Source organism: Weissella sp. LMG 11983, from assembly GCF_025908495.1.
GTDB classification, from domain to species: domain Bacteria; phylum Bacillota; class Bacilli; order Lactobacillales; family Lactobacillaceae; genus Weissella; species Weissella fermenti.
In genome coordinates, this window is sequence record NZ_JAOZFD010000001.1 from 251,984 (window position 1) to 274,287 (window position 22,304).

Here is a 22,304-nt window from a genome sequence, read left to right on the forward strand (position 1 = left end):
CCACCTTCGGGTTCCAAAACTTCAGCCGTTACTTGCTTTGCTTCTTCAACCGCAACTGGTTCTTCCAAATCTTCAAAGGCCTCTGACAATGAAGGCGCTGTTGGATCCAAGACAATATCAATATTTCATCTTCAAGTTCAGGTGCTACCTTAGCACGGACTTGATCCTTCACTTCGCTCGCCTTTGACTTTGCTTGGTCAGCCAAGTCTTGTGCTTGGGCCTTCAAATCATCAGCCTTCGCACGCAAGCCTGCTGTCTTTTCATCTGCTTGGGCCTTAAGCTCATCGGCCTTTGCACGCAAGCCAGCCGTCTTCTCATCAGCTTGCGCCTTCAAGTCAGCAACCTTGCCATCCAGGCCCTTCTCGGCAACGAAATCGTCAGCGCGATCACGAACTGATGCCACCGCATCAGTTGCTGCATATGTGTAATCAACAGCCTTGTCGCGAACATCAACAACGATGTCGTCAACCTTAGCCTTCAACTTTTCTTGTTCTGCTGGTGACAAGCTCTTGAAGTAGGCATATCCAGCCGCAGCTGCTACACCACTAAACAACAATCCTGCCAAAAATCCTTTTCCCTTAGACATGGTTAATACCCTCCTGGTTTATATATGATTACTTTGTCGTTGATGATTGTGCCTTACGCGCCTTGCGGAATCCATTAACCGCTGAAAACGCTGACGCAACACCGGCCCCACGTGAAGCAGCCGTTGACTTAACCTTCCCCGTCAAGTTGTGCGTTGCCGCATTCAACTCAGACACAGACGTCCCCAAATCTGCTACTGCTTGGAAAGCCGGATCAATTGTCGCTACCTTGCCATTAACATCATTCAACAATGTATTTGCGTTAGCTAAAATGTCGTTTGCCTCACGTGCAATGATATCCACATCACGCGTGATGACCCCCAAAGTTCGTGTCAATCGCACCAAGAATAGCCCGATAAACAAGACCAACAACATTACCGCCACCGCAATGATAATCAATGCGATTTGACCTGCTGTCATAGTTATTCCTCCAAGTTCCTTTATAGGTCCTATTCTAACTGTTTAAGCGCTTTCTTTCAATGAAACTGATTTTAATGATATACGGCTGTATTGTGTATGGATTAGGCTTCTAATCAAAATGTTTCTTATATTGTTCATAGACTCTATCACATACGGCATAAAAACGTTACAAACGAGTTAAAAACCCTTAAAAAACATTGAACTGCACAGATTTTTTTGATAAATTGGTAAGCGTTCGTTTGTGCACAGCAATGTGCAAACATTTGTTCTGGTTAAACAGTTAAAAATTATTTTCACATTTGGAGGAATTATGGACCACTCATTAGTCGTACGTTTGTTCGCCGAGTTCTTCGGAACAGCGTTCTTGGTTTTGTTGGGTAACGGATCAGTTGCCAATACTGAGTTGAAGAATACAAAGGGAGCTGAAACTGGTTGGTTGAACATCGCCGTTGGTTACGGAGCCGGTGTTGCCATCCCAGCTATGGCTTTCGGTGCTTTCTCAGCTCAAATCAACCCTGCCTTTACGTTGGCATTGGCTGTTGTTGGTGACTTCCCATGGTCAGAAGTTTTGCCTTACATCATCGCCCAAATTTTGGGTGCTATGTTCGGTCAACTATTGGTTGTCGCTGCCTACAAGCCATACTTCGATTTGACGACAAACGTTGACGCGGTCTTCGCCCCATTCTCAACGACTGACGCTGCTAACTCACGCTTCAACGGATTCATCAACGAATTTGTTGGAACATTCGTTTTGGTCTTCGCTGCTTTGGGAATTACGTCATCAGCTGAATACAAGGGGATTGCCGGTTTGGCATTGGGTGTCCTCGTTGCAACGCTGGTTACATCATTGGGTGGTGCAACCGGTCCTGGTTTGAACCCTGCGCGTGACTTTGGTCCACGTTTGGTTCACGCCTTGTTGCCATTGAAGTTTAAGGGATCATCACACTGGGAGTACGCATGGGTTGCCGTTTTGGCACCTATCGCCGGTGGTATCCTCGCCTCAACTTTGTGGTGGACATTGTTTAAGTAAGAACAGTTAATTAAAAGACGCTGACTTCATAAATTTGAAGTCAGCGTCTTTTTTACTTCTTATGCCAATTCATTAACTAGCGCTTCGAACTCGTTCAAACGTTCTTCGAAGACCTTGAATGTATCCCGGAGGTAATCTGGCTTGGTCATGTCCAAACCAGCCTTCTTCATTACATCAATTGGGAATGCTGATGAACCAGCTTGCAAGTATTCCTTGTAAGCCACGACCGCAGGCTCACCTTCAGTCAAAATCTTGTCTGCCATGGCCGTTGCAGCCGCAAAGCCAGTTGCGTATTGGAAGACGTAGAAATTGTAGTAGAAGTGTGGAATTCGTTCCCATTCGTGGGCAATCTCTTCATCAAACGTCAATTCTGGGCCATAGTAACGACGGTTCATTTCACCATACGCTTCGTCCAAAACATCAGCTGTCAAAGGTGTTCCTTCGGCGTCTGTTACGTGCATCCATTGCTCAAATTCAGCAAATTGGGTTTGACGGAAGACCGTTCCCTTCACGCCATCCAAGTATTGATTCAAAATGTATGCACGTAGCTTCTTGTCATCAATCGTCTTCAACAAGTAATCCGTCAACAAATTCTCATTCGTCGTTGACGCAATTTCAGCCAAGAAAATTGGGTAGTCACCATAGTGATATGGTTGGTTTTGACGCGTGTAGTATGAGTGCACTGAGTGGCCCATTTCGTGAACAAGCGTGCTCAAGTTACTCAAATTGTCGACCCAGTTCAACAAAATGAATGGGTTTGTGTCGTATGACCCACCTGAATAAGCACCAGAACGCTTACCCTTGTTTTCAATCACATCAATCCAGCGACTATCAAAGGCCTTGTTCACAATATCAAGGTAATCATCCCCCAATGGTGCCAAGGCTTGCAACGCCTCAGCCTTAGCTGACTCATAGTCAATATCATAATCTGGCTCACCCAAAATTGGTGTGTAAAGATCATATGAGTGTAGCTCGTCCAAGCCCAACAACTTCTTACGCAAGCCAACATAGCGGTGGAGCAATGGCAATGCCTTATTAACCTCAGCAACCAACGTATCATATACCACTTCAGGCACGTGGTTACCAGCCAACGCTGCTTCACGCGCATTGTCATAATGGTGTGCAGCTGCCATGAAGTTTTGACCCTTTACGTGGTTACCAATCAATGAAGCAAATGTATTCTCCAAAGCCATGTATGACTTGTAGAATGTTTGGAACGCATTCTTACGGATTTCGGGCTTCGTTGATTCCAACAAACGTGAGTAAACACCATTAGACAATGTTTCCATTTCACCGTCTTCATTTTCAACGGCTTCGAATGAAATATCTGCGTTATCCAACACACCGAAGGTACGTTGCGATGCACCAAAGACATCACCTGCAGCTGCCAAAAGTGACTCTTGTTCAGTTGGCAAAACGTGACCTTGTTGCGTCAAAATGCTGTCAAAGTAGTGCTTGTAGGCTTGCAACTTAGGTTCAGCTACAAAGAACTCTGACAATTCCTCTTCTGACAAGCTCAAAACGGCTGGGTCAAAAAAAGCAATCGCAGCTGACACGCGGGCAGCCAACGACTCAGCCATGTTGTTCAAACCTTGATAGAACGTGTTAGCCGTGTCTTGGTCAGACTTCATTGAGGCATATACATACAACTTTTCCAAATCTTGCATCAAGCCCAAGCCGTATTGCAACGCATTGTACAAGTCCGTTGCAGAATTCGTCACGTTCGCTGCAAAGAACTCCGCTGATTCAAGACGGTCTTCCAAATCTGCGAAGGCATCTTCCCACGCTTCGTCAGAGGCAAAGATTGTTGATAGGTCCCAAGTCATTGACTCAGGCAACTCTTCGCGCAATGGTAATTCTTTTGCCATAATAGCTAACCTCATTTCAATTTTTCACAGCAGCGGTTGGTCTAAGACGCACCTGATAAGGCCGACTTGGTCACGCTACTTTATAGTTGTTATTCTACACTTTGGGTTCCGAAGTTGCACGTGGTAACGGAGATACTAATCCAATACTGATAATTTATGCTGATAATCTGCATACCAGTCTGCCATTTGATTTAACCATACCCGGTTGTCGTCTTGCGTAATCACGCCTTCTGCCTGCCACTCGGCAATCAATCGACTCAGCCACAAACCAACGATGGCTGGTTTTTCAGTGGCACCAAACTTGAACCATGCGCACTTCATTAGTACCGCTTGTAACTGTCCCACAGTTTTGGGACCTTTTTCCAATGCCAACAGCACTCCCAATGATAGTTCCCACTGCGATGCCCGCGCGCCACCTGGCATTGCCTGCAATCGATGACAAATCCATGGCATACCCACTAGACTCCGACCTTGGCGATATAACTGTTTTTGCCAACGCCGACTAACTTCGGAACGCTGCGTCACTAGTTGCTGCAATTTCAAAAGTTGGCGATACGGATCACCAGCATCTTGCTCACGCACCCGATTACGACAATCAAGACGCCACCATTCCTGCCATTCAACCCGTTGTTTTTTCGGCCGCCAAAATGCCACTTGTAAGCGGCCATCACGCATACGCGCAAACTTCGCCCAAGTCGCCTGTTGCAGTTTCTTCCGTTGATACGTGGGGCCTAATGCCCACACGACATCCATACCTAACGTCTCAAATCCACGTGTTCGTTCCGAAACACGTTGTGCCGTGATTGGTGCACACTGAAACTCAACTGCAATTTTCACATTATCGAAACTCACGACCAAATCCGGCCGTTGCTTAATCTCAGGTAACCACACTTCCATTTCAACCACGCCACCAAGATTTTCGAAAAAGTCAGCCAACTGTAATTTTCCTAATAAATGCTCACTAGACTCGCCTTCGGCCAACGATTGGCAATCACGTAAAGTCACGTGTGAAAAATGAGGCGTTTTAATTGTCCGGCTCTGATGTCAAGACTCCGGACCTCTTTTTAGAGCCCGCTAGGGCTCGTACCACGAAAATTTTTCAAAATGACCTGATTTCGTACAGATTTTGGGTCATTTTTTAATGGGGTCCAGGGGTTTTGCCCCTGTGCCTGCCGGAGGCTATGGAGTTACGGTGGTCTAGTTTGGATTTTGTTGAATTTCACAAGTCTGAGGGTATAGCAAATAAGCACTTGTCAGAGTGATTTTTGGACTTCACAAAGTCAGTGCTTGTAAACGCCGGTGTATAGGCAAATTTGTATAATCGCGTTTATATCATCTAGAAATTGGTCTAGGCGGCATCACGGAGTGATATACGATTGTTGTTATACCAGTTGACGTACCATCCAACAGCGGCTTGCACATCAGCGATACTCTCGAAATCCTGTTGGTAGATCAGCTCCCTCTTGAGTAACGAGTGAAAACTTTCGATGCGGGCATTATCGTAAGGGTGCCCTTTACGGGAGTAAGAGTGCCTAATACCTATGGACTCCAGTGTATTTTCAAACAATTCGCTGGTATACTGGCTTCCCATATCGCTATGCACATACAGTGGTTTTTCACCTCGTCTTAGCGCCTTAACGATTACTGAGGTTGCTAGTTGAGCTGTCATCGTATCTGCGATTCGATACGACAGCACCTTACGGTCTTCCGGATCATATGCACTAGCCATGTAAACCCATGTCTTATCGGTCAACTGGATATACGTAATGTCAGTTGTAATTACGCCACTTAGGTCATCCAGATTGATAATGAGATTTGGCATCTGATCTTTGTCATTGACTGTTGTAGGCTTGTTATATCGCTTTTGCATACGCGCTTTCAAGCCAGCTTCACTCATCAATTGCCATACAAAGCGGTCGCTGATTGCTAGTTTGAATAAGTCGCGCATGGTTTTAGCAATTCGTCGATAACCATAAATGCCTTTATTGGCTGTGTAAATTGATTCGACGGCAATTCTCAATTTGTTGTGTTGTATTTCTTGTGCGCTCGGCTCCCAATGGATCCAGTCAGAGTAAGTGGACATTGGAATTTTCAAAGCACTCAGAACGCGTGTGATGCGGTGCCCCTGTACCAAATTTTTGTGGATAATTGGTAAAACAACACTTCTACCGCGCAAAACTAATGTTTTGCCAGCAACACCGCCGCACGTTTTAAAATTTCGAGCTCTTCTTTCAAAATTGCGTTTTCCTTACGCAACTTCTTCAATTCATCAGCTGATATTGATTCGCCATTCACTTCTACAGGCGCATATTTTTTGACCCAATTCCGAATTAAATCGGCTGAAGGACCGTATTCCTTGGATAATTCATCGGGCCGACGGCCCGCTTTAACCATCTCCACGATGGACTTTTTAAAGTCCTCTTCATAACGTGTAACCATAAATAAAAATACTCCTATGATGATATTTTACCAAACTAGAAAAACTAGTCCGGAATCTCATCATAAGAGCATCCCTTGTTTGACCTGTACCTCGCCGCCGCAACCGGGACAAACATAAACAGCCGTCTTTACTGCCACATCAGCTTTTACAAGCTCGTTCGACCCTTGTTTCTTTGCTATAAACATTCGTGCAGTCCTCCTAATAATAAAGAGGCGCGACTGCCCATTTTTTCCAATTTATTTTCTCAAAAAGAAAAGACCTGTAAGTCATCTGACCTACAAGTCTTAATCTTTAATCATATTGATTAGTTAGTTGCTTCTTCCAACTTTTCAATATCTTCAGCTGATGGCTCAGCATCACCTTGCTCCTCAGCAAGCAAGACCTTGTCGTACTTACGAGCAAATGGCAAGTAAGTGAATCCAGTCATCACAAGCATCAAAGCTTGCCACAAAGCACCTTGCCATCCACCGACAATCAAACCAGAAATAATGGCTGGTGTCGTCCAAGGAACATACATTCCGTTAAATGGTGGGATGATACCGAAGTAAATTGCAAAGTAAGTAGCGAATCCTGAGATGAGCGGCGTCAAGATAAATGGCACGGCTAGCAATGGGTTCAATACCAATGGCAAACCGAACAAAATTGGTTCGTTAATGTTGAACAAAGCGGGAACGATTTCCAACTTACCCAACGTCTTCATTTGAACTGACTTGGCGCGTACCAACATGAACACAACCAAACCAATCGTCATACCTGAACCAGTAACCGTGATAAATTGGTCCATGAAGGCTTGCGTAACGATGTGACCACCGTTCTCCAACGTCAACTTTCCAGCCTTGTACAAAGCCAAGTTGTCAGCGTTGTTAGCCAATAGCAATGGTGTCATGATACCACCAACGATGGTTGCACCGTGGACACCGAAGAACCACAAGAACACTGGCAAGAAGGCAACAACTACGACACCCAAAGGTCCGTCAGTTGCGTGTTGCAAAGGTGTTTGGATCGTCGTGTAAATCCACTCTACCAAAGTCGTGTTGAATCCCAACTTGAAGATTCCGTATACAGCAGTTGCAATCGTTACGATAGCAGCACCTGGCAACAAAGCCGTAAATGATGCTGCAACGTTAGCTGGCACTTGTTCTGGCAACTTGATTGTGAAGCCCTTCTTCATGAACCATGAGTAACCCCAACCAACAAGCAAGCCAACAATGATGGCAACGATCATTCCCTTACCACCAAGCCAAGCCTTATAGATAACACCTGAAACTTGCCAAGCAGTTGACGTCTTGTCAGGGTCAGCAATGTTCGTTACTGACTTAATTGTGTCTGGTTGCAACAAGATGTCGACAACAACGGCCAACAAACCAGCTGACACACCTTCGTATCCTTCATCGCGAACCCATGAGTAGGCGATTCCGAATACGGCAAACAAAGCCATGATTCCAAATGATGCGTTGTTTGCTTGCAGGAAGATAGGTCCTAGGCCAATCTTATCCAAGTAATCCGCAATTGGTTGATATGGGAATTGTCCCAAAATCAAGAAAATAGCTCCAATAACGATGAATGGAATTGGGTAAAGCATACCATTCTTAATCGCTGTAACCGCCTTCGTGTTAACGAATTTCATTACCGGCGGCAACAACTTTTCATTAATAAATGTATTCATGTTGTTATCCTCATTCTATGAATAATATAGTTAAATTTTTAAAACCGATAGTTAACACCAATCCTCTTTAAGGATTACCCCAAATCCTCTCCATTTGAGGCAATCACTTGTTGATACCACTTGAACGAATCCTTGCGGTATCGCTTACCTGATCCTTGACCCATGTCATCCAAATCAACGTAGATGAAGCCATAACGCTTCAACATTTCACCCGTTGAGGCTGAGACGATATCAATTCCTGACCACGGCAAGTAACCAATCAACGGAATACCGTCTAAGACAACAGCACGTTCCATTGATTCAATATGACCTTGGAAGTAGGCAATACGGTAGTCGTCGTGGACTTGGCCGTTCTCTTCCAACTTGTCATAAGCACCAAAACCATTTTCAACGATGAACATTGGCTTTTGCCAACGATCCCACATCCAGTTCATGGCCCAACGGACACCAACTGGGTCGATTTGCCAACCCCAATCTGACTTTTGCAAGAATGGGTTGTCGCCGTGGTTTGCTTCTTCATCGTATTCCAACCACTCATCACCGGTATCTGAAACCGTCCATGACATGTAGTATGAGAAAGCAACATAATCGACTGTATTCTCTGCCAAAATCTTTTCATCTTCCGGCGTAATATCAATCTTGAAGCCCTTGTGCGCCCAGAACTTCTTCAACCAGTTTGGATACTTACCGTTGGCGTGCACATCACCCCAGAAATAACGGGTTTGCATCGCACGCTCAGCCATCAAAATATCTTCTGGCTTGGATGACGCTGGATAAACTGGGTTCATGGCAATCATGTCCCCAACCAACAACTCGCAACCCTTTTCACGGGCGATTTCGTGGGCACGCTTCGTTACCAAAGCTGATGCCAACAATTCGTAGTGTGATGCTTGATACATCAACTCTTGCGCTTCATCTTCGCTGTAATCCTTCAACCCTGAGTTTTGCAACATTGGGTGTGGATCCATCCATGATGTTTGGTTGTTGATTTCGTTAAACGTCATCCAGTACTTAACACGGTCGCCATAACGACGAATAACCGTGTCCGCAAACTTCACAAAGAAGTCGATTACTTGACGGTTACGGAAACCACCGTACTCCGTTACCAAGTGAAGTGGCATTTCAAAGTGACTCAACGTCAAGACAGGCACGATATCATTTTCGATCATCGCATCAATCATCTTGTCGTAGTAACGCAATCCTTCTTCGCTAGGCAACACATCATCACCATTTGGGTAGATACGTGTCCAAGCAATTGACGTACGGAATGCCTTCAGCCCAAGTTCCTTCATCAACTTAAAGTCTTCTGGGTACGTGTGGTAGAAGTCAATGCCGCGGTGGTTTGGATAGTTACCATCTGGCAATACTTCATCCGTCACCTCACGTGCCACACCGTGCTTACCAGCCAGCATAACGTCCGCGATTGACACCCCTTTATCATCCACATCCCAGGCACCTTCTAGTTGGTGAGCCGCAACAGCCGCTCCCCACAGGAACCCGTCAGGCATTTTATAGCCTTTGACCATTACTTACCCTCCAAAGCATCGACGCGCTTCATCAATTCAATCAACTCAACAGCCATGTCACGGAACGTAATTGCGTTCATCAAGTGGTCTTGTCCGTGAACCATGTACAAGTCAACTTCGGTGTGCTCCCCTTGTGCTTCCTTAGTCAACATGTCAGTTTGAACGTCGTGGGCAGCCTTCAATTCTTCGTTAGCTGCCTTCAAAGCTTCTTCCGCTTCGTCGTACTTGTGTTCCTTCGCAAATTGAATTGCTTGGTATGCTTGTCCCTTAGCGTTTCCACCGTGCATGATCAAGCCCATTACGACTTCCATACGTGCGTCATCCATAATTATTCCCCCATATGCTAATGACTGACTGGTCATTACGCTACCAGTCAGTCAAACCGTCATTTGTTACTGCTCAAATCGTGTTACATCATTGCTTCGGCTGCTGCCAAAACCTTGTCACCCTTCATCATGCCGTAGTCCATCATGTTGATAACATCCATTGGAATACCAGCTTCGTCAGTCTTCTTCTTAACATCGTTCTTCAAGTAACCGACTTGAGGTCCAAGCAACAATACGTCAGGCTTGTGATCTGATGCCAATTCTGCGTCAATATCTGACGTTGACTTTGCAAAAATCTCGTAGTCCTTACCTTCAGCCTTAGCTGCATCTTGCATACGCTTAACCAACATTGAAGTTGACATTCCTGCCGCACATGCCAACATAATTGTCTTGTCTGCCATAATTATTTCCTCCAGAAATACCTTTAATAAAAATTTTTTAGAATTAAATTACAAGTCCACACCATGTGAGGCGATTACTTGCTTATACCAATCAAATGAATCCTTGCGCAAACGCTCACCCGAACCTTCGCCCATGTCATCCAAGTCAACATAAATGTAACCGTAACGCTTACTCATTTCACCAGTACCTGCTGACACAATGTCAATTGGTCCCCATGATAGGTAACCGATTACTGGGATACCATCCATCACAACTGCCTTTTCAACTTCAGCAACGTGCGCCTTCAAGTAATCAATACGGTATTGGTCATGAACCTTACCATCAACTACTTCGTCGTAAGCCCCAAAGCCGTTTTCGACAATCATGATTGGCAAACCTGGGTACAAGTCGTTTAATTCGTTCAACGTGTAACGCAAACCTTGTGGGTCAATTGCCCAACCCCAATCTGAAACTTGTACTTCAGGATTTGGCACGATTTCGTAACCATGCAGGTTATCGAATTCGGCATCGTCATCTGATGTCGCCTTAATCACAAATGAGTTGTAGTAAGAAATGGCCAAGTAATCAACCGTTCCGGCGCGAAGTGCTTCGCGATCTTCTTCAGTGATATCAGGGCGCATCCCCGTACGCTTTGCAAAGGCTTCAAATTCGGCTGGATACTCACCACGAACGTGAACATCTGAGAACCAGTCACGTGCTTGACGGGCCTTTTGTACCGCCAACATATCAGCTGGCTTTGATGAGGCTGGGTACAACGGTGCAACGTTCAACATACCGCCGATTACGAAATCAGGATTGATTGCATGTCCGATTTGAACAGCCTTAGCACTGGCTACCAATTCGTAGTGACCGGCTTGAACCATCGCTGCCAACTTTTCTTCGGCTGGCGTACCTTCTGGGAACTTCAAACCTGAATTCGTCCAGATCATGAATTCGCCCATCGTTTCGTCAGTCAAGTTAGCTTGATTTGAAATTTCGTTGTGCGTCATCCAGTACTTCACCTTGTCCTTATAGCGAGTGAAAACTGTCTCGGCATACTTTACGAAGAAATCAATCAAACGACGATCAGACCAACCACCGTATTCCGTTACCAAGTGATATGGCATCTCAAAGTGGTTCAATGTGATAACTGGCTCAATTCCAAGACGATTCATTTCATCAAACATATCATCGTAGAATTGCAATCCTTCTTCGTTTGGCGCTGCGTCATCACCATTTGGGAAAATACGCGTCCAAGCAATCGAAGTACGGAATGCCTTAAAGCCCATCTCGGCCATCAAAGCCAAGTCCGCCTTGTAAGTATCATAGAAGTAGATACCGTGATGGTTAGGATAATTCAATCCCTCGATCACACCATCTGTGATTTCACGTGGCTTCTCGTGAGCGCCGGCAGTCAAGATGTCTGCAATTGAGACACCCTTACCACCAACGTTCCAAGCACCCTCGGCTTGGTGGGCAGCAATTGCGCCACCCCACAAGAAATCATCATTCAACTTTAGTCCCATAATATCCCCCTAGTCGGTTACATAAAGTGAAAACCCAACGTCGCAAATAAATTTATGTAAGCGTTTACATTCACAATTTACTGCTTCGTTGTAACAACTATATTACAGATATATTTTGTAAAAGTTTCGAACAAAAAGACTAAAGTATGAATTCTGACGGTTATAGTCTGTGATTAAGTTGTAAGTTTTTTTATTAACAATCCCAAAACAGCAACAATGAAAGCGTTTTCTGCCAAATAGGGCACATAATCATTTGATACATTGACCACCTTTTAATTTGTAAAACTTTTGCAACAAACTAGTTTTTTGACGTAATTCTTTTTCGTTAATTTATAAGATTTGTATATGGTCAATGGTTTTGGTTTGTGGTGTTTTATTTGGTGGTAAGTGTCCGTCCTGACGGCCGGAGTGACCTGCCCCTTCTTTTCACGCGGCTCTTATGCCTTCACAGGAAGCCGCCTGATTTCCTACGCGTGTCGAGACACGCTCCGGTCATGGCTTTTCGCTAACCCAAGTGGACCATGACCTGTGGGGAGCGGAGTCCACGCCGATGGCGCGTATACCTATACCTCCTCGTGTCTCTAAGCGGGAAACCCGCTAAGAGGCCACACCCCCAGCGCACGACAAAAAAGCACACAACCGAAAAATCGATTGTGTGCTTTTGGGCTTTATTCTAGTTAAAGTATGACAACACTTGCGTCAATGCGTTTTCAGCGAAAATCGTACGTCCGTGTTCTGCAAGCACTTCGGCTGCTACCGGCGTTACTTCACCATACTCACGTGCTACCGCGGTGATGTCTTGCAGACCAGTTTGTGAAACTAAATCATCGAATGACAACTCAAGGTAATATGCCTTGTTGTATTCGATAACCTTTGAATCACCGACTTCTTCTTGCATCATCTTAGCGAATTGGATAATAGCTTCAAAGTCGTTGAACTTCAAGATAACTTGACGACGACCTTGCTTGTCACGTGCCAATTCACGAGCTGCATTAACCATTTGGTTGGCAGCTTGTTCTTCAGCACGGGCACGGCTGTTAGCCTTTGGCTTACGATCGCTTGTACCATCGTTATCAAGTAGTTGCTCCAACAAACTGTCTGAAACATCATCGTTTACATCGCCCGCATCGCGATTTCCAAACATTGAGTTGATAACCCCATCCATCATGGCCTTATCACCAATGTTCTTAGAAATAAACAACTCCAAGCCATTTCGGTTTGGCAATACTTGGAAAGTGACAGCCTCATTGTTTTCAAAATCATGCTCAACATCAACTTCTTCCAAGATATTGTAGAAGAAACGTTCAATTTCTTCCTGGTTGCCCAGCAAATCGATCACTGAGATACTGCGTTCTGCGAGGTCGTCGTTCGTCACCACAACTCGAATTGTATCCTCATTAATGCGTTCCATTTCCATAATTGGGCACCCCTTCCCTTCCCGTTATTCGGGAACTTATCTTTGTAAGCCATTATAACAAAGTTACTGATTAATAGTCGATATATTAGTGTTTTAACCACCAATTTGGGCTAAAAAAGAGGCCACATCCAGCAGCCTCATTTTCTATGTATGGGTTAGGATGTTACAAATCCACCATAAGGGTTGCTCGCTTAAGTTCTTGTTGGCGAACCTCGTGTGGCAAGAAGCGACGAATCTCATCTTCGTTGTAACCAACCTGCATACGCTTTTCATCAATCATTAATGGGCGCTTCAATAGCGCAGGTTGCTGTTGAATCATTTCAATTAATTGACTCAATGACAAGTCATCTAGCTTCACATCCAATTCAGCAAATAGCTTTGATCGGGTTGAGATGATTTCTTCAGTGCCATCTTCCGTCATGCGAAGGATGTTCTTAATCTCATCTCGGCTCAATGGCTCCTTGAAGACATTACGCTCAGTATAGGGAATGGCGTTTTCTTCGAGCCATGCACGCGCTTTGCGGCATGATGTGCAACTAGGTGATGTGTATAACGTGACCATATGTGCCTCCTTCCGGCTTCTACGGCGTTACTGCTACCTATGGCTCCTATTATAACCGCGAATATGTGAACATGTAACCCCCATTTTTACGAAAAATTGCGAATAAATTACAGAAATATGACAGTCAAACCGGCGCTTACGGCCACAATTTATTAAAAAACGATTAAGGCCGAGTTTACATGTTCGCTATTGATTTAATGGGGTTAATGCACGAAACAATACAGTTATCAAATCTTTTTGTATATATTTCCTAACGCCTGAAATTCAGCTGAAAACGTGAATTTATCATGACAAAAAACGCGGACATTTATAAAAATGCCCGCGAAAAAATTTTTTTAATTAATGTCTTTGCGACCTTGGTTTTCGGCCATCCCTAACAACTTTTCCTTCAACTCATTCTCCATCACTTGCATTTGCTGCTCAGCATCCGCACGCTTAGCACGGCCGTCACGTTGAATTTGCATTGTCTCTTAATTGTTGCAATCAAGCTGTTTTGCGTTTCTTGGAGTGTTTCGATATCAACAACACCACGCTCGTTCTCCTTTGCCGTTTCAACCGCACTTTGGTGGAGCATATCAGCATTGGCACGCAACAATTCGTTGGTCGTATCCGCCACCGCGCGTTGTGCAATAACCGCATTCTTTTGCTTCAACAACGTCAAAGCAATTGCAACTTGATTCTTCCACAATGGAATAGCCGTCGAAACAGACGCTTGAATCTTTTCTGCCAATACTTGATTCGTTGATTGGATTAATCGAATTTGTGGTGCCTGTTGCAACGCAATTTGGCGGGTCAACTTCAAATCATTGTTACGCTTTTCCAAACGTTGCTCAAATTGCACTAAATCTTGCACCTTTTGAACATCAAGTTGGTTGTTCGTTTGGCGTGCCTTTTCTTGAGCAGCTGGCAATTCACGTTGTCGCACATCGCTCAACTTCATCTCCGCACCACCAATATAAACATTCAATTGGTTAAAGAAATCAAGATTTTCTTGGAACAAGCCATCCAACATCTTGTTATCAGCCAACAATGAATCCTTGTGGCGATCCAAACGGGCAGCCACATTATCAACTTGGGCACCAATCCGTTGGTACTTAGCCGTCATCTCATAGACTGACTTTTGGACACGGTTAAAGATACGAGCAAAGAATCCTTGCTTTTCAGGACGCAAATCATCTGGACTGGCTTGATTCAATGTATTCATCAACTCAGTGAGTGAGTCACCAATTGGTCCCACGTCTTGATTTTGAACCTTATCCAGTACCCCTTGTGAGAAGGCTGATAGATTCTTTTGTGCATCCGCACCATAAGTTAACACTGAATCACTTGTTGCAACGTCCAATGTTTGGGCCAATTGCAAGGCCTTTGATTTCTCCTCAGAAGTCAACGTATCCGTTAACTCCGGTGTTGCCACCGTCTCTTTTGTCATTACTTCTTCTGTCATTTTTTATCCCCCATCGTTCGCTTCGCCACATCGATTTGATCGCGAAGTGAATTTAAGTCATCTCGTGTGATTAAACGGTAGTCTTGTTGAATTTGGTCAGCAAGTTGGCGCAACACTTCACGCGCCGCTTTCAAGTGTGCTTTGTCCGACTCGTCAATCATTTCATGGTTCGCAATTTCTTGATACGTGACCAGAATTTGTTCCATGTTTGGCAAATGGGTATACACAAACTCATCTGCTTCCGTTAATTGCGTCGGATCGTCAGCTAATTCTTTCAGAATGCCGCGTGCAAACCGCATCACATCAGTTTCAACCGCAATTTTACGCAATCCCGTTGTTAACTGCAACAATTCTTCCACGTGATCGACACTGGCTAACGTTCGATTGAACGTTGCTTTAAATACACTGACGTCACGCTTCGACAAGTTATCAGTATTGATTGTTAGCTTTTGCTTGGCTGACGTAATTCGTTCCTTTGTTTGTTTCATTGGCATAAACACGACTTGACGGGCACCCAAAACAACACCTGATAGCACAAGTTGTACTGGCCAGCCAATTCCCGGAATGGCCCAAACAACACCAATTAGCATTAGTGGTAGTAGCCAACGAAACACAAAGGCCGGCTTAGTAACCATGCTTACCAAGAACGCGAAGACTAACACGTTCGAAATACTGTCTAGATAAGTTGGCGTAAACCCAATCGCCAAGAACAGTATCAGAACCGTTATCCACTTGCTTCTTCTTAAAGTCTTTTTTGGAATTTTATCTAAATCCAGCATTTTTCTCATCCTCTCGAAAGCACCTTATCCTATTATACGTGCAATCGACAACTCTTGTCATGACAAAAAAAGTAGGTCATAGACCTACTTCGTTGCGTCGGGATGCTCTTCAGCAAACACCATCTCTTCACGCTCCTCACGATGTGCTAAATCTGCCAAATAACGACGCGACCAGCGGTAGACAACTAACACTAGAATCAAAATCGCAATCGCTGCTGCTTGAATCAAAATGCCAATCGTATCGGCATGGTAAACCAAGAGATTTCGGAGCAACGCCGTAATCCCAATATACATAAAGTTCTGCAAAGAAATCCGATCTTGGATAAAGTACTCACGTGTTAACACCACAAACTCGAAGAACAAGAATGTCTCCAAGATGCGTTCTGCCACACCGAAGAAATCTGTGGCCAAATCGACATGCATCAGCATCGTGACTAATTCCCAGAGCTCCTTCAAAAAGAACCCAATCATCACAATACCTAACACCAACATCGCTAAGTCAAGGATGATGGCGTACCCTTTTTCAATTATTTTACGATTCATAGCCCACCCTCGCTTCTTTTCTTAATCATATCAGACAAACGACTTGAAACAAACTTTGATTAGTCGCCAGTTCCTGATTAGCACGAAAAAAACACGTCGGTAATCAATCGACAACTACGCTATTGTAGATAGAAAAGGAGACTTCATTTTTATGACGGGGAAACAACCTTACTTTAAAGCAAAAATAGCCGCATTAACGCTTGCATTCATTGGCATATTGCTATCGTGGATTCCAGTTATCAACCATGTTGGCTTAGTTATCGATATTATCGCATTTGCATCCGCATTATTCGTCCTTTGGCTCGATCGGCACGGCGATAAGACATTGCCTATTATTACGGCATTACTGAGCCTATTAGGCATCGGATTGGTCAGCATTAACCAAAACTATTATGGCAATTCAATCAGCCACGAAAGCAAGCATTTGTCTGTACACATTAACGATAAACAGGCTGATGGATTTGATTGGACGCGCATCGACTTTGATAATCTAACGGTTGGCGATAGCAAAACCGGTCGTGGCGGTGACACTTATCAAGACATTCGCGACATGCTCGGCAAACCAAACGAACAAAAAGATGACACCGATACATCGCCAACGACGCGCGTGGCAACTTGGCATAATGATAAGAACACGAAATCTGTGACGCTTACTTTTGCGAAAAGCGCATCAGGTAATTTCAAGTTAACCAGCAAGCACGCTGAAGGCCTCAACTAATTAACAAAAAAGGATGATTCTCAAGTATGAGAATCATCCTTTTTGTATGCCGCCGACAGGAATCGAACCTGCACGAGATTGCTCTCACACCGACCTGAACGGTGCGCGTCTGCCAGTTCCGCCACGGCGGCATATCAATAACAGTATAACTATATCAAATTATCCTGTTATTGAATAGATTATTTACATATTTTGCTTTGAGAACGCCGCGAAGCTGTATTGCTTACGCATCAAACCATACAAACTGTTTGAACTCTCATATTGACGAAGTGGGAAGTCGTTCTTGGCGTGCCATAGCTCCCAGTCAGACTTCATATTCCACGTCGATAGCATCACAAGTTGATGTTGATTATCGTTACGTTGCAACAAGAATGAGCTAATGAAACCGTGCTCATCCATCCCCTCTTCATACGCATTATAACGGCGAATGAAGTTATCACGCTCTGCGTCATTTAATGTGATGAACGTAAAATTCATCCAACCACGAATGTCACTCGTTTCACCACGACTAGCAAGGATTTCATACGTCGTTGGCATTGCGAAAATTGACTTCTTATTCGTTGTCTTTTCAAGCAGCTGATAGCGAGACTTATCTTCGTCATCAACCATCATCAACAACTTGTGATCCAAGTGTTCGTTACGCACATTTTGCAACACTGCCTTTGAACCAAAGGCGACATGTAAGTATTCAGTCATTATGTTTTCCTCCACATTATTCCCCAATTAGATTAAAAACATTATAACCAATTTATATCAAAAATACCCGTCAAAACTATCCGCTTTACTTATATTCTGGTCCGTTTTGATTAGCATCGTATGCGGCAATATCAACGCCAGTTGCATCCTTAACTGCCACACTTTCAACCAAACGACCTTGTTCATTTGAATCAAGTGCCAAGCCACCAAAGTTGTTCTTCTTCCGAAGTTGCATGTTTTCAGCCAGCAAAGACTTTGACGTACTCTTGATGTACCAGGTACCCAAGCTCGTTTCCAAAGGCATATCAAACCAGCGTTGGTATGGCACATCCTTGTTAACGATATTGATTGTAAAGCTTGTTTCCATTGTGACATCTAGCGGGTCATTGTATGGGCTAATCCCGTCTTCAACCGCAAACAAAATCACTTGAGTCTCCGGATCAAAATTGTTCATCACACGGTTCGTTGCATAGTCATCAAGTTCAATATACATCTTCATCACCTCATCTTTTGATTTAATCTTAGAATAATTTCAGGTTTATTGGTCAAAAAAAGGACCGACAAAGCTGCCGGTCCCTCTTCTATTAGTTGTTGCCTTCAGCTTCTTGACGGGCGATGTAACCGCGTGACGTCGTTTGAGCAAAAGGTCCAGATTGCATTTGCATACGCATACGCAAGTTTTGTTGAACGTTTTGGTTGATTGTTTGTGCGACCAATGGCGTAACATCGGCAGGCACTTCTGAATCAACCTTCGTACGAATTTGGCGAATCAATTGGTAAAAGTCCTTACCCTTACGCATAACCAACTCGTTGTCAGCCTTATTAAACGTAAAGTGCGCGTCATCCGTGTCCTTGTTGTAAACAAAGTCCATGATTTGTGACGTTACAGCTTCGTTCTCGTAGTTGTCTTCTTCACCTTGCCAAAGGTTAGCGATTTCCGTCAAGTAAGCCTCAACGTCTGCTGGGTCGATGTAAACTTCCTTCAAGTTAACCATGAATGCCATGTGCCAAATCCTCTTTCCGTGCTTATTTATATTCGCATACTTACTAATTACAAGTATTAGTTTATCGAAAAACAAGCGGATATGCACTGATTAAGGGAGCTTCCATGACACCTTTTATGTTGCATTTTCGAAACACACGGTGTAACGATTAATGAAACGCCATCGAGATTAATGACAATGATGCAATCGCATTATTAAGCATGTGCGTCATCATCGAATACTGAATCTGTTTTGTCTTCTTATAAACCACTGCTAACGCAATTCCCATCAATGAATATTGAATGAGGGCAAAGATTTGGAAATCCTGGAAGACGTGGAAATAACCGAACAACACGCCTGAAATTACCACGTTTAACCACCAAGGTCCGTCCTTAAAGAAGTAGTTCAGAACGATACCACGGAAGATTAATTCCTCTACGAGAGGTGCCACAACTACCGCCAACAAAATGACAAACACCAAATTCGTGCCACCTGTGCTGGCCATTTTTTCAAGTGCCTGTTGATTCGTTGCCGTTTGGAAACCACCAGCAAAAATATATTGTAAGAATACCGTCAGTATTCCTGCACCAATAATCATCAGATAGCCACGCCAAATCCAATTCGCTTTATGCGCATTGAATTTGTGCAGGCCTAGCTTCGGTGAACGTTGTCGAACGCCGTAACCGACGACTACTACAACGATTGTAGTAAACACCGCCAAGAACAGCACCATCGTCATGATTGGTCCAGCACTATTAGGCGAAACGTGCAGCAAACTCGCCATACTACGTGCACTGTACATCCCTGCAACCTGAATCGCGAAGTCCAACAAGATACCCACGACAATCCAAATCAAGCCCGTGATGATGTCACCAATCCAGTTATGTGTTTTAGTCATTATTCGCCTCTTCCTCCTTTTTTTCCGCCTTTAATCGCAACGTTACCGTCAACCATGACATCACAACTGTCATTAAGACGAACAGGAGCAAGAATACTGGGATCGACACCCAGAGGGGCCACGCCATTATTTTCGCGACTGCTGCCAGCCCGACAAAAAGTAGCACCGTAATTATGCTTGTTCCAATCTGCAACGCTAATCCCATTATTTACCTATCCTTACAGTACGTATTTTTCAAGAATTTCAGCAATCGCACCCTCGTTGTTCGTCTTTGTCGTCACAACATCAGCGGCTTCCTTGATTGCTGGAATACCATTCGCAACACTGACACCTAGTCCAACTGCTGTCAGCATCTTCAAATCATTATTGTTGTCACCAGCGGCGATAATTTCATCACGAGCAATACCTAGCTTCTCACCCAACAACAACGATGCCGATCCCTTATCAACACCCTTCTTGTTGAATTCAACATAACGTGATGATGAGAAAGTGGCTTCAACTTGGTCAGCACCAACAGCCGCTAGCACTGCATCACGAATTTGCTCGCGCACAGCCTCATCTGGGTGCTCAAAAATCACCTTCATCACAGGTTGTTCGTTCGCCAAGAATGACAGGTCATCCGTTGCCATCAATTCGTACGGCACACCACGCTCAGCCATGTATTGCTTATCAGTTGGTGAGATGTTGTAAATGAACAATGTATCTACCGTGTAAACGTGGACATCGACTGTCTCATTCACCAAGCCAGCCTTGAAAATCTTTTCAGCAAGTGCAAGATCCATGCCACGCGTCAATAAGACTTGATTGTCCTTATTTTCAACAATTGCCGCCCCGTTGTAAGAGATAACATATTGTCCGGCTTGGTCGTAAAGTCCCAATGTCTTGAGTAATTCTTGGACTGATTTGAATGAACGACCCGTGTTGGGCACAAACTTAAATCCAGCCGCCACAGCTTGCTTGATTGCTGCCAAATTGGCTTCATGGACGGTACCATCATCATTCAACAACGTCTCATCTAAGTCTGAAACTAACATTTTATATACCATCTATATTATCCCCCGTGTCTTTACCCCCTATTGTAACAAATAAAGGCAAACGCTTATTGCGAATTCGTGAATAATTATCTGATTTTTACTTTGTTTTTCAAATGCTATTGCTTGCTGTCACATTTCCGAAACAGTTATAATCAAGGTAACAAAAGGAATATAGGAGAGTATTCAGATGCGTAATTTTATTAATGAGTTCCGCGACTTTATTATGCGTGGAAACGTTATGGACCTAGCTGTCGCCTTCATCATGGGTGCCGCTTTCCAAACTGTTGTTAAGTCAGTTGTTGATGATTTGATTATGCCACTTGTTGGTATTGTGACGGGTTCAATCTCATTTTCTGCCATTGTTTGGCATGTGGGATCTGCCGACATCAAGATTGGTGCTTTCATCTCAACATTGATTACGTTCTTGTTGACTAGTTTTGCCGTCTTCTTGATTTTGAAGGCTATCCGTAAGGCACAAGCATTGACGTCTAAGGAAGTTGAAGAAGAGGAAGAAGCAACCATCGAAACGGAGCTTGGTGTTTTGCAAGAAATCCGTGATGCTTTGGCCGCAAAGAAGGACTAAATCCGAACGATATCTTCGACACAAAATAGACATATTTTGTTCACTTTCCAAAGAATGCCTAAGTGGTGGGATTCGTCCCGCCTTGGCATTCTTTTTTTATTTGTCAAGACGTTGAATTAAATTCATATTTTGGCTAAGATAGTTATCAGTTATTCAACGCAGCTTATGCTGTAGTTGACGATTCTTGAAACAAAATTCTGAAGGAAGAAGGACTACCATGGTGATTATCACGGCAGGTATGATTGGTGTTGGTAAGACGACATTGACTGATTTGATTGCAAAGCATTTGGGGACGCAAGCATTCTTCGAGCCAGTTGGCGAAAACCCGGTTTTGCCCCTATACTACGCTGATCCAAAGCAATACGGTTTCCTATTGCAAATTTACTTCTTGAACAAGCGATTTGCGATGATTAAGAAGGCCTTGACCGACGACAACAATGTCCTTGATCGTTCAATTTATGAAGACGCCCTCTTCACACAAGAGAACCACCGCGAAGGTAACATTTCAGACGCCGAACTTGATGTTTACATGACGTTGTTGAACAACATGATGGCTGAAATTCAAACGATGCAAAAGGGTCGCCCTGACTTGATGGTTTTCGCCGATGCTGACTTTGACACGATTTTGTACCGTATTAAGAAGCGTGGTCGTGACTACGAGCAATTCGAAGACAACGACGAATTGCGTAGCTACTACTTCAAGATGTGGAGCGCATACCAAAAGTGGTATGAAGAATATGACGCTTCACCAAAGATTAAGATCGACTTGCAACAATTTGACCTTGAGGACGAGGCCAACCGTCAAGCAGTCCTAGCGACGATTGACGCCCGTTTGGCTGAACTTGATGCAACTGTTAAGTAACGATTGAAAAGCCGTTAG

General features: G+C 44.1%; 28 protein-coding genes and 1 tRNA gene. 4 read left to right on the forward strand and 25 right to left on the reverse strand.

Annotated features, from left to right (window positions below):
- Positions 1-28: 28 nt before the first annotated feature.
- Both OIT45_RS01340 and OIT45_RS01345 read right to left on the reverse strand, forming a co-directional pair.
- Positions 29-586, reverse strand: a complete 558-nt coding sequence (locus OIT45_RS01340) for a hypothetical protein (protein WP_264339780.1) — start codon at positions 584-586, stop codon at positions 29-31.
- 28 nt (positions 587-614) lie between these two features.
- Entirely contained in the window at positions 615-1,004 is a 390-nt protein-coding gene (locus OIT45_RS01345; protein WP_199404998.1) for a DUF948 domain-containing protein, read from the reverse strand.
- A 310-nt stretch (positions 1,005-1,314) separates the two neighbouring features.
- Here OIT45_RS01345 and OIT45_RS01350 point away from each other — a divergent pair, with 310 nt between their 5' ends.
- Complete coding sequence (locus tag OIT45_RS01350; RefSeq protein ID WP_135797551.1) at positions 1,315-2,034, forward strand: MIP/aquaporin family protein; 720 nt, start codon at positions 1,315-1,317, stop codon at positions 2,032-2,034.
- Positions 2,035-2,093: 59 nt separating this feature from the next.
- Here OIT45_RS01350 and pepF read toward each other — a convergent pair whose 3' ends face one another.
- The 16 genes from pepF to OIT45_RS01430 all read right to left on the reverse strand — a co-directional run bounded on the left by pepF (position 2,094) and on the right by OIT45_RS01430 (position 16,512).
- The gene (gene pepF / locus OIT45_RS01355) at positions 2,094-3,902 is read right to left on the reverse strand and encodes an oligoendopeptidase F (RefSeq protein WP_199404997.1); all 1,809 of its coding nucleotides are present in this window, start codon (positions 3,900-3,902) and stop codon (positions 2,094-2,096) included.
- A 135-nt stretch (positions 3,903-4,037) separates the two neighbouring features.
- The gene (locus OIT45_RS01360) at positions 4,038-4,931 is read right to left on the reverse strand and encodes a competence protein CoiA (RefSeq protein WP_264330258.1); all 894 of its coding nucleotides are present in this window, start codon (positions 4,929-4,931) and stop codon (positions 4,038-4,040) included.
- A 319-nt stretch (positions 4,932-5,250) separates the two neighbouring features.
- Entirely contained in the window at positions 5,251-6,078 is an 828-nt protein-coding gene (locus tag OIT45_RS01365) for an IS3 family transposase (RefSeq protein ID WP_264330218.1), read from the reverse strand.
- Positions 6,079-6,080: 2 nt separating this feature from the next.
- A complete protein-coding gene (locus OIT45_RS01370) occupies positions 6,081-6,341 on the reverse strand; it encodes a transposase (protein WP_264329950.1) in 261 nt (86 codons plus the stop codon).
- A gap of 60 nt (positions 6,342-6,401) precedes the next feature.
- Positions 6,402-6,527, reverse strand: a complete 126-nt coding sequence (locus tag OIT45_RS01375; RefSeq protein ID WP_264330217.1) for a hypothetical protein — start codon at positions 6,525-6,527, stop codon at positions 6,402-6,404.
- A 119-nt stretch (positions 6,528-6,646) separates the two neighbouring features.
- Positions 6,647-8,008 carry a PTS sugar transporter subunit IIC gene (locus OIT45_RS01380; protein WP_199404652.1) on the reverse strand — a complete coding sequence of 454 codons (1,362 nt, stop codon included), beginning with the start codon at positions 8,006-8,008 and terminating at the stop codon, positions 6,647-6,649.
- Positions 8,009-8,082: 74 nt separating this feature from the next.
- Complete coding sequence (locus OIT45_RS01385) at positions 8,083-9,534, reverse strand: 6-phospho-beta-glucosidase (RefSeq protein WP_199404651.1); 1,452 nt, start codon at positions 9,532-9,534, stop codon at positions 8,083-8,085.
- Positions 9,534-9,860 (reverse strand): PTS lactose/cellobiose transporter subunit IIA, encoded by a 327-nt coding sequence (locus OIT45_RS01390; RefSeq protein WP_003610161.1) that lies wholly within the window; start codon positions 9,858-9,860, stop codon positions 9,534-9,536. Before OIT45_RS01390 ends, OIT45_RS01385 begins: the two co-directional genes overlap by 1 nt.
- An 83-nt stretch (positions 9,861-9,943) precedes the next feature.
- Positions 9,944-10,261, reverse strand: coding sequence for a PTS sugar transporter subunit IIB (locus OIT45_RS01395; RefSeq protein ID WP_003610163.1), 318 nt, complete (start codon positions 10,259-10,261; stop codon positions 9,944-9,946).
- 48 nt (positions 10,262-10,309) lie between these two features.
- Positions 10,310-11,767 carry a 6-phospho-beta-glucosidase gene (locus OIT45_RS01400; protein WP_199404650.1) on the reverse strand — a complete coding sequence of 486 codons (1,458 nt, stop codon included), beginning with the start codon at positions 11,765-11,767 and terminating at the stop codon, positions 10,310-10,312.
- Between the two features lie 673 nt (positions 11,768-12,440).
- A complete protein-coding gene (locus OIT45_RS01405) occupies positions 12,441-13,184 on the reverse strand; it encodes an adaptor protein MecA (protein WP_264339781.1) in 744 nt (247 codons plus the stop codon).
- Between the two features lie 163 nt (positions 13,185-13,347).
- Positions 13,348-13,746: a transcriptional regulator SpxA gene (gene spxA, locus OIT45_RS01410; protein WP_003610170.1), complete on the reverse strand. Its 399-nt coding sequence runs from the start codon at positions 13,744-13,746 to the stop codon at positions 13,348-13,350.
- A 335-nt stretch (positions 13,747-14,081) separates the two neighbouring features.
- The gene (locus tag OIT45_RS01415; RefSeq protein WP_264339782.1) at positions 14,082-14,210 is read right to left on the reverse strand and encodes a toxic anion resistance protein; all 129 of its coding nucleotides are present in this window, start codon (positions 14,208-14,210) and stop codon (positions 14,082-14,084) included.
- Positions 14,150-15,190, reverse strand: a complete 1,041-nt coding sequence (locus tag OIT45_RS01420; protein ID WP_264339783.1) for a toxic anion resistance protein — start codon at positions 15,188-15,190, stop codon at positions 14,150-14,152. Before OIT45_RS01420 ends, OIT45_RS01415 begins: the two co-directional genes overlap by 61 nt.
- On the reverse strand, positions 15,187-15,969 hold the full coding sequence (locus OIT45_RS01425; protein WP_135797543.1) for a 5-bromo-4-chloroindolyl phosphate hydrolysis family protein: 783 nt from the start codon (positions 15,967-15,969) through the stop codon (positions 15,187-15,189). The genes OIT45_RS01420 and OIT45_RS01425 overlap by 4 nt, the downstream gene beginning before the upstream one ends.
- An 84-nt stretch (positions 15,970-16,053) precedes the next feature.
- Positions 16,054-16,512 (reverse strand): phosphate-starvation-inducible PsiE family protein, encoded by a 459-nt coding sequence (locus OIT45_RS01430; RefSeq protein ID WP_199404648.1) that lies wholly within the window; start codon positions 16,510-16,512, stop codon positions 16,054-16,056.
- Between the two features lie 151 nt (positions 16,513-16,663).
- Between OIT45_RS01430 and OIT45_RS01435 the strand changes: the two genes are divergently transcribed.
- On the forward strand, positions 16,664-17,230 hold the full coding sequence (locus OIT45_RS01435; RefSeq protein WP_199404647.1) for a hypothetical protein: 567 nt from the start codon (positions 16,664-16,666) through the stop codon (positions 17,228-17,230).
- Positions 17,231-17,277: 47 nt separating this feature from the next.
- Here the strand turns inward: OIT45_RS01435 and OIT45_RS01440 are convergent.
- From OIT45_RS01440 to OIT45_RS01470, 7 genes are all read right to left on the reverse strand, one after another.
- A tRNA-Leu gene (locus tag OIT45_RS01440) sits at positions 17,278-17,361 on the reverse strand.
- 52 nt (positions 17,362-17,413) lie between these two features.
- Complete coding sequence (locus OIT45_RS01445; protein ID WP_135797502.1) at positions 17,414-17,926, reverse strand: antibiotic biosynthesis monooxygenase; 513 nt, start codon at positions 17,924-17,926, stop codon at positions 17,414-17,416.
- Positions 17,927-18,011: 85 nt separating this feature from the next.
- Positions 18,012-18,419 (reverse strand): iron-sulfur cluster biosynthesis family protein, encoded by a 408-nt coding sequence (locus OIT45_RS01450; RefSeq protein WP_071707099.1) that lies wholly within the window; start codon positions 18,417-18,419, stop codon positions 18,012-18,014.
- Positions 18,420-18,510: 91 nt separating this feature from the next.
- Complete coding sequence (locus tag OIT45_RS01455; RefSeq protein ID WP_199404646.1) at positions 18,511-18,930, reverse strand: hypothetical protein; 420 nt, start codon at positions 18,928-18,930, stop codon at positions 18,511-18,513.
- 148 nt (positions 18,931-19,078) lie between these two features.
- Complete coding sequence (locus tag OIT45_RS01460; protein ID WP_199404645.1) at positions 19,079-19,807, reverse strand: CPBP family intramembrane glutamic endopeptidase; 729 nt, start codon at positions 19,805-19,807, stop codon at positions 19,079-19,081.
- Positions 19,800-20,012: a hypothetical protein gene (locus OIT45_RS01465; RefSeq protein WP_135797499.1), complete on the reverse strand. Its 213-nt coding sequence runs from the start codon at positions 20,010-20,012 to the stop codon at positions 19,800-19,802. The genes OIT45_RS01460 and OIT45_RS01465 overlap by 8 nt, the downstream gene beginning before the upstream one ends.
- Positions 20,013-20,025: 13 nt before the next feature.
- Entirely contained in the window at positions 20,026-20,853 is an 828-nt protein-coding gene (locus tag OIT45_RS01470) for a Cof-type HAD-IIB family hydrolase (RefSeq protein WP_135797498.1), read from the reverse strand.
- Positions 20,854-21,028: 175 nt separating this feature from the next.
- Between OIT45_RS01470 and mscL the strand changes: the two genes are divergently transcribed.
- On the forward strand, positions 21,029-21,424 hold the full coding sequence (mscL, locus tag OIT45_RS01475; RefSeq protein ID WP_003609043.1) for a large conductance mechanosensitive channel protein MscL: 396 nt from the start codon (positions 21,029-21,031) through the stop codon (positions 21,422-21,424).
- A gap of 217 nt (positions 21,425-21,641) precedes the next feature.
- Entirely contained in the window at positions 21,642-22,286 is a 645-nt protein-coding gene (locus OIT45_RS01480) for a deoxynucleoside kinase (RefSeq protein WP_135797497.1), read from the forward strand.
- Positions 22,287-22,304: the final 18 nt, after the last annotated feature.